The sequence below is a fragment of the uncultured Rhodococcus sp. genome, assembly GCF_963525155.1.
Lineage (GTDB): Bacteria > Actinomycetota > Actinomycetes > Mycobacteriales > Mycobacteriaceae > Rhodococcus_F > Rhodococcus_F qingshengii.
The window spans coordinates 1-6,910 of sequence record NZ_CAURKP010000232.1 but is presented as its reverse complement, the minus strand read 5'-3'; the positions used below and the strand labels follow the sequence as shown (position 1 = coordinate 6,910).

General features: G+C 62.8%; 9 protein-coding genes and 1 pseudogene. 6 read left to right on the top strand and 4 right to left on the bottom strand.

The genetic code is table 11. The features are described 5' to 3' along the window. A partial coding sequence (locus RWT78_RS26695) for an iron-containing redox enzyme family protein (RefSeq protein ID WP_314682031.1) occupies window positions 1-1,011 on the top strand: 1,011 nt, incomplete at its 5' end. On the opposite strand, the gene RWT78_RS26690 is transcribed toward RWT78_RS26695, so the two are convergent. Then, window positions 968-1,666, bottom strand: coding sequence for a HemK2/MTQ2 family protein methyltransferase (locus RWT78_RS26690; RefSeq protein ID WP_042452318.1), 699 nt, complete (start codon window positions 1,664-1,666; stop codon window positions 968-970). The genes RWT78_RS26695 and RWT78_RS26690 overlap by 44 nt on opposite strands. A gap of 109 nt (window positions 1,667-1,775) precedes the next feature. On the opposite strand from RWT78_RS26690, the gene RWT78_RS26685 reads away from it, so the two are divergent. The 5 genes from RWT78_RS26685 (at window position 1,776) to RWT78_RS26665 (ending at window position 5,779) form a co-directional block, all read left to right on the top strand. Beyond that, window positions 1,776-2,543 (top strand): GAF and ANTAR domain-containing protein, encoded by a 768-nt coding sequence (locus tag RWT78_RS26685; RefSeq protein WP_003943624.1) that lies wholly within the window; start codon window positions 1,776-1,778, stop codon window positions 2,541-2,543. 233 nt (window positions 2,544-2,776) lie between these two features. Continuing rightward, entirely contained in the window at window positions 2,777-3,481 is a 705-nt protein-coding gene (locus RWT78_RS26680; protein WP_042452319.1) for a glycosyltransferase family 2 protein, read from the top strand. Beyond that, window positions 3,478-4,416: an acyl-CoA dehydrogenase gene (locus tag RWT78_RS26675; RefSeq protein WP_047269036.1), complete on the top strand. Its 939-nt coding sequence runs from the start codon at window positions 3,478-3,480 to the stop codon at window positions 4,414-4,416. The genes RWT78_RS26680 and RWT78_RS26675 overlap by 4 nt, the downstream gene beginning before the upstream one ends. Then, complete coding sequence (locus RWT78_RS26670; protein WP_003943643.1) at window positions 4,410-5,168, top strand: PIG-L deacetylase family protein; 759 nt, start codon at window positions 4,410-4,412, stop codon at window positions 5,166-5,168. Before RWT78_RS26675 ends, RWT78_RS26670 begins: the two co-directional genes overlap by 7 nt. Beyond that, window positions 5,165-5,779, top strand: a complete 615-nt coding sequence (locus RWT78_RS26665; RefSeq protein WP_003943669.1) for a class I SAM-dependent methyltransferase — start codon at window positions 5,165-5,167, stop codon at window positions 5,777-5,779. The genes RWT78_RS26670 and RWT78_RS26665 overlap by 4 nt, the downstream gene beginning before the upstream one ends. 52 nt (window positions 5,780-5,831) lie before the next feature. On the opposite strand, the gene tatA is transcribed toward RWT78_RS26665, so the two are convergent. From tatA to RWT78_RS26650, 3 genes and pseudogenes are all read right to left on the bottom strand, one after another. Beyond that, window positions 5,832-6,008 (bottom strand): Sec-independent protein translocase subunit TatA, encoded by a 177-nt coding sequence (tatA, locus tag RWT78_RS26660; protein ID WP_003943732.1) that lies wholly within the window; start codon window positions 6,006-6,008, stop codon window positions 5,832-5,834. Continuing rightward, window positions 6,008-6,679: a Rid family hydrolase gene (locus tag RWT78_RS26655; RefSeq protein WP_003943640.1), complete on the bottom strand. Its 672-nt coding sequence runs from the start codon at window positions 6,677-6,679 to the stop codon at window positions 6,008-6,010. Before RWT78_RS26655 ends, tatA begins: the two co-directional genes overlap by 1 nt. 39 nt (window positions 6,680-6,718) lie before the next feature. Next, a pseudogene (locus RWT78_RS26650) lies at window positions 6,719-6,910 on the bottom strand (amino acid oxidase); the annotation flags it as partial.

Sequence of the window (6,910 nt, the reverse complement as noted above, 5' to 3'; positions counted from 1 at the left end):
ACTTCCATGCCTGTTCCTCAGGACCGCGGCCCACTGAGCGACACTCTCGTTTCCATTCTGCGCTCCTCGGCCGATCCGAGGGATATTACGGCTGCAGCTGACGCGTACGAGGATGCACAGTCCACCGACCTCACCTACGACATTCTTCGTGACGACGACGCTCAGCTGACCCTGACGCTCCTCTACGAGCTTCATTTGCAGGGAATCGAGAACGTCTCGGACAAATGGGAGTGGAATCCCGACCTGCTCGCGGTGCGGTCGCGGCTCGAAGAGCGCTTCGAGTCCGCCATCGCGCAGCTCGTGGGGACAGTGGAGTCGTCTGGCGACGTCGTGGCCGACCTCTGGTCGATGACCGCCCCCAGTGCAGGCCCCGGTCTTGCGTCCTTCATGGCGAAGGATGCAACGATCGATCAGTTCTCGGAGGTACTGATTCACCGTTCGCTCAATCAGCTCCGCGAGGCGGATGTGCACACCCTCGGAATTTCGCGCCTCTCCGGTGCCGTCAAGGCCGCCCTCGTCGAAGTGCAGAGCGACGAGTACGGAGGCGGCCGCGCAGAGCGAATGCATTCGCGTCTTTTTGCCGACACCATGCGGGCTGTAGGTCTTTCGGACCGCTACGGCCACTACATCGATTCTGTTCCCGCGGTAACGTTGGCGTCGTTGAATGCTCTCTCGCTCTTCGGTTTTCATCGCCGCCATCTCGGAACGCTGGTCGGGCACCTGTGCGCTGTCGAGACCACGTCTGCGCTGCCGAGCAAACGATACAGCGCAGGACTGCGCCGACTCGGATTCGGTTCGGACGCGACACTGTTCTACGACGAGCACGTGGAAGCGGATTCCGTTCACGAACAGATCGCCGTTCGGGAACTTGCCGGCGGTCTCGCCTCTTCGCAGCCGCACCGCACTGATGACATCTTGTTCGGCGCCGCAGCGTGCCTGGCGTTCGACGATCTTCTCGGCGATCACCTCACATCGAGTTGGGAGAAGGGCAAGACTTCGTTGCGCGAATGATCACGAGTTGTTCGATTTCCTGACCGGTGGTGATCAACCCTCGTGCCTCGAGCATGGTGCGCCTCTCGCGCATCACGGGCCCGAAGGGAACGTACTTCCGGGCTGAAATCTCTACGGCCATACCGTGTTCTTCGAGTATCGCCTCGGTCTTGTCGACCCCACACAGCACCGATTGCAAGAGAAGCAGTGTGCCGCCCGGGACGAGCACCTCGTGAACGGTGGCTGCGATCCTGTCGATGAGGGCGCGTCCGTCCTTGCCTGCGTCCCAAGCACGTTCGATTCCAGCGGTAGGGAGATCATCTGCAAGAGCAGGGACGTACGGCGGGTTGGAGATCACCAGATCGAAGAGTTCGCCGTGCACCGCCTCGGTGAGGTCGCCACGACGGGAGTCGATCGAGGTTCCGTTGAGGATCCCGTTGAGACGAGCATTGGCACACGCTCGGCGAGATATGTCGACCCCGACGACGTGGCCTGCGCCTGCCGCGGATGCCGCGACAGCGAGGGCGCCGGTCCCCGTGCACAGATCCAGCACCCGACTGCGAGCGGTGAGGCGCTCGAACAGCAGCGCATCCGCCAGTAACGACGTGTCGTGTTGCGGTGGATACACACCAGGTAAACGCAGGATCATCATCGGCTCCTCTTTTTCAGGCGACATCGCACATCGCTGCGTGCGGCTACCCAGGAACCTCGGATTTCATGCAACATCGAAGCAAAGACCGCCTGGAACGGTTACATCGCCGCAATTTGCGGAGTAGACCTGAATCATGACAGGCAATGCGGACACCCCACAGGGAGCCGCGGCGTTTGCTTCCGCAGCAGATTCGCTCGACACCCTCGCCGAAGCGATTGCCGGACTCCGGTCCACTCTGAACACGGACGCGCATCTCGACTCCATGCTCCAACGTCTGGCCGAGACGGCGGTCAAAGCGCTGCCGGATGCCGATGCTGTCAGCGTGACGGTGCTGTCCGCCGATGGCCCACGAACTGCTGCATCTACCGCGGACTACCTTTCCGCGATAGACGATGCCCAGCATTCCGCCGATCGTGGTCCGTGCGTTGACGCTGCGCGCACCATGTCGTCGGTTCGGTCGAAGGTGGGTGATCACGACGACAAATGGCCGGAATTCACCGCCGAGGCCCGGAAACAAGGTGTCCGGTCCTACTTGTCCGTGCCGCTCACCATGGGCGAAGGAAGCACCGAACTTCTCGGCGCGTTCAACGTCTACGGATTCGCCTCGACAGAGTTCAAGCCCTTCGACGAAGAGTTGATGAAATTGTTCACCGCCGGTGCGGGCGCGGCGATCGCAGATTCACGACGCTGGCGTCAGGCACACGAGCACATCGAACAGTTGCACTGCGCCATGGAATCTCGTGCCGAGATCGAACAAGCCAAGGGCGTGCTGATCGCCATCCACGGCATCGACGCCGACGAAGCATTCAGCCGGCTCGTTCAGCAATCGCAGCACACCAACGTGAAACTGCACGAGGTGGCCCGGATGCTCGTCGATTCGGTGCGCCACCGCCGGTTCTGAAGATTCTTCGGTGCAAAACCCCGTTTTGCACCCGAAAGCACAGTCGCAAAACCCCGTTTTGTACCCCGCCGGCACATCTCTCAAACGTATCCAGAGATGTTTCACCGAAACAGTTTTCGACCTGCACGGCTGCTGGCGGTCGCGCGGCGGCACCCGTCCGAAATGTGGTTATCTGTTGAGAACCGGGACGAAAGAAGACCCGACCGTACCAGGGTGAGGAAAGGATCGTCACTGTGCCAATCGACCAGGTTCTTGTCGTAGTTCCCGCCCACAACGAAGCCGAAGACCTCCCCAATTGCCTTCGTGCACTCGCAACAGCGGCGTCGGCTTGCGTTGTCCCCGTCCGAGTGGTTGCCGTCCTCGACAACTGTTCGGACGGAACCGCGGGGGTCATCCCCGACGGGGTGGAAGTACTCCGCGTCGAGCATCAGAACGTCGGCCGTTCGCGAGCGACGGGTTTCTCTGCGTTCGGCTCGGATTTGGGGGCCTCAGCGTGGTTCGCCACGACCGATGCCGATTCGGTGGTCGGCCCCACCTGGATTGCGCGCCAATTGGAGTATGCGCGTACTGCGGACGTCGTCGCGGGCACCGTTCGCATCGCGGACTGGGAAGGCCATCCGCACTCCGTTCGCGAACGGTACGAACGTATGTACCACGCACATCCCTATGGTCGACACGGTCACGTCCACGGTGCCAACCTCGGTGTCCGCGCCGATATGTACTGGGACGTCGGAGGATTCTGCGATCTCGAAGAAGACGAGGATGTCGATCTCGTCCGGCGGTTGAGCGAGGCCGGTGCCTGTATCGCGTGGGCAGAGGACATTGCGGTCACCACGTCTGCGCGTCTCGACGGCCGAACTCCGGGCGGCTTTGCCGGACATATCCGTAACCTGGGTGGTACGACCGCCGATAACGAAGAAGCGGAGCTGGCACGATGAAACGACTACACACACTCCTGGACGCAGGTGGACTGTACTTGCCGCTGCCCGGCGGCGGCGCGACGGCCGCACGGTGGACCTCCCTGGCAGAGCTCACACGGGAGAATGTGGTTCTCGGCCGGATGGCTGAGGCTCACACCGATGCCGTCGCGATACTCACCGAACTCGACGGACCGGATCCCGAACCCGGGCAGCTGTGGGGAGTGTGGGCGGCCGAGCCACCCCAACCTGTGGTGAATGCGTCTGAGCACGTGGGGATCTGGACGCTCACCGGTCGCAAGTTGTGGTGTTCCGGCGCCAACACCTGCACGCATGCACTGATCACCGCCTTGGTCGACGGTGTCCCCTCCCTCTTCGCGGTCGAGCTCGGACTACCTGGGGTGCATCCCGTTCCCGATTCGTGGAAGGCCGTCGGTATGGCCGAAAGCGACTCCAGCGCGGTCGACTTCGACATGGTTCCGGCCATACCGGTCGGGACGGCAGGCGACTACCTGAGCCGCCCGGGGTTCTGGCACGGCGCGATCGGCGTGGCTGCATGCTGGTACGGCGGCGCCTGCGGCGTCGCTGATCCGTTGTACGACAAGGCTGCAAGCAGCGAAGACCCCTACGTACTCGCACACCTCGGTGCGGTCGATGCAGCGCTCGCCGCAGCGCGCAACGCGCTCGCAGTCGCGGCGGCCGAGATCGATGCGGATCCCTTCGACGAAAATGCCGAGGCCATGCATCGGGCACTCCGTGTGCGCGCAATTGTCGAGCGCGCCGCTACCGAGACCCTGGATCGGGTGGGACGCGCTCTCGGCGCCGCACCGCTCTGCATGGACGCCGCGCACGCCGCACGGGTAGCCGATCTCACCGTCTACTTGCGGCAGAGTCACGCCGAGAAGGATCTCGCCGAGCTGGGCCGGATTGCAGCCAAGGGGAAACGGCCGTGGTGAACTCGAAACTGTTCGCGCAGAAACCTGTCGACGACGGCGGTACTCCCGAATCGACATGGCGGGAGTGGGGAAGAAGTTTTCCGGAACTGGATCTCACCGGATGCTCACGATTGATCATCGTCGCTCCCCATCCCGACGACGAAATACTCGGTCTGGGCGGAACCGCTCTTCTGGCAATACTTTCCGGCATCAGTGTTCAGGTCGTATCTGTCACCGACGGCGGAGCTTCGCATCCCGATTCACCGACCGTGACTCAGCCCGAGATGGAACGCCGTCGACGGTCCGAGTCGGATCGGGCAGCGCGGGTCCTCGGAATTCCCACACCGGTTCGATTGAGCATCCCGGACGGAAAGATCGGCGAGAACCGACAGGAGTTGACCGACCGCCTCAGCTCGATTCTCGGTGATTCCTCGGCGGATACCTGGTGCGCCTCCACGTGGCGCGGGGACGGCCACCCGGACCACGAAGCCACCGGAGACGCGGCGGCGAGGGCGTGCGCGGACACTGGATCGCGCTTGATCGAGTATCCCATCTGGGCGTGGCATTGGGCCGCGCCGGATCATGCGGCAGTCCCGTGGGAAAGAGCACGAAAGGTGACCTTGCCCTCCGACGTTCAGGCTGCGAAATCTGCTGCCACCAATGAGTTCACTTCACAGATCGCTCCGCTTTCCGATCATCCCGCGGATGCACCCATCCTCCCCCGCCACGCGATGGAACGATTACTGAGGCCGTACGAGACGGTGTTCGTATGAGCGATCGTGAACTCCCCGCGGATTACTTCGCCAAGATGTATGCCGCACAGTCCGACCCATGGGATTTCGAATCCCGCTGGTACGAGCAGCGGAAGTACGCACTCAGTGTCGCTATGCTCCCGAAACCTCGATACCGTCGCGCATTCGAACCGGGGTGCTCGATCGGGGTTCTCACCGAGAAGTTGTCCGAGCGCTGCGACAGCGTTCTCGCCACCGACATCGTCCCGACCGCACTCGAGAGCGCTCGAGAGCGGCTTACCGGACATGACGCCGAATTTCGGCTCTGGGCGTTGGGTGACGACTGGCCCGACGAGACGTTCGACCTCGTCGTCATCAGCGAAGTCGGCTACTACCTGACCTTCGAAAAGCTCATCGAGGCAATGCTGCAGGTCGTCGAGCATCTCGAGCCTGGCGGAACGCTGCTGTGCGCCCATTGGCGTCATGTCGTACCGGAGTATCCGCAAAACGGTGACGCTGTTCATTCGGCTGTGCGCCAGACGCCGGGGTTGGCGCAGTTCGCGTCGTACCAGGACGAGGACGTGCTGATCGATGTCTTCGTGAAGGGTCCACCGTCACCACCGTCGGTAGCTCGTTCCGAAGGTCTGATCTAGTAGACCTGTGCGCGATTGAGGAGTGTGGGGACTCCTCAACCGCGCACGGGGGTCAGTCTCGCTGCTCCAACGCGAGGTCCGTATCCGACTGCAGTTCACCGACTTCGGACTTCAGGATCCGCATCGACCTGCCGAGGCCCCGGGCCGCGTCGGGTAGCTTCTTCGAACCGAACAGCACCACGAGCACTACCGCGACGATCGCCCAGTGAGTCGGGCTGAGCGCGCCCATCAGGCGGGTTCCTTGCCGTCGGGGTACACCGCATCGACCTCTACCTCGACGAGCCAACCGGCAACGGGCAGTCCGGCAACCTCGAGGGCGAAGCGGGTGGGCCGGGCGCTGTTTCGCTCGATCGGAGCGATCGGCTCGGCCGTGCCCATCGGCACCAACTCGGTGTCACCCGTGTCGAGATTGGTGTTGGCGAAGAACTGCCGGTACGCGCGATTCCATCCGGTGTAGTCGGCCTTGTCCGATCCCGGCGCGTTGTCGAGGAAGACGCGCATCGTCACGACGTCTTCGAGACTCAATCCCTGTGCTTCGAGGTTGTCGCGGATCTTCTTGAGTACGTTGATGCCCTGCGCCTCGGTGACGGTGACACCGGCCGGCAGAACACCGCCGGAGAACTGACCGTCGATGTACGACTCCGGCGAACCTTCCGGCGCCGCCTTGTTTCCTGCCGACGGGCCGATGCCGCTGGTCTTGTAGATTGCGGTGTCGCCGCCGATCGCGACGCCCTGAGCGATCATCGGGTTTGCCTGCCCCGCTTCGAGAATCGATTTCGAGACGAACGAACTCGATGTGGTCTCGGCGTCCGCCTCGTCAGACGAGCAGGCAGTGGCGAAGCCCAGTAGCGTGGTGGCGGCGAATGCCGCTGCAAGGACCTTGGTGCTGCGAGATTTCATGATGTGACCTCCAGAGAAAGTGATGGAAAACGAAGCACGTCAAGCAGTTTGCGCAACACGCTGATGCAGGTGGGTCACGACGTCCTGCGCGGACGTGAAGGCCCCGTGCTGCCAGGCGATGGCGTTGGAGAGGTGATCGCCGGCGAAGTAGATCCGGTCGACGGGTTCGAGCAGCTTGGTGTACTCGGGAGTTGCCATGCCGCCGTGGGAATCTCCCGCGCCGGCCCATGA

Coding starts and splice junctions, on each gene's coding strand:
- RWT78_RS26665 (WP_003943669.1), top strand. CDS start 5,165: ATGAGCGATCGTGAACTCCCCGCGGATTACTTCGCCAAGATGTATGCC.
- RWT78_RS26685 (WP_003943624.1), top strand. CDS start 1,776: ATGACAGGCAATGCGGACACCCCACAGGGAGCCGCGGCGTTTGCTTCC.
- tatA (WP_003943732.1), bottom strand. CDS start 6,008: ATGGGCGCGCTCAGCCCGACTCACTGGGCGATCGTCGCGGTAGTGCTC.
- RWT78_RS26690 (WP_042452318.1), bottom strand. CDS start 1,666: ATGTCGCCTGAAAAAGAGGAGCCGATGATGATCCTGCGTTTACCTGGT.
- RWT78_RS26675 (WP_047269036.1), top strand. CDS start 3,478: ATGAAACGACTACACACACTCCTGGACGCAGGTGGACTGTACTTGCCG.
- RWT78_RS26655 (WP_003943640.1), bottom strand. CDS start 6,679: ATGAAATCTCGCAGCACCAAGGTCCTTGCAGCGGCATTCGCCGCCACC.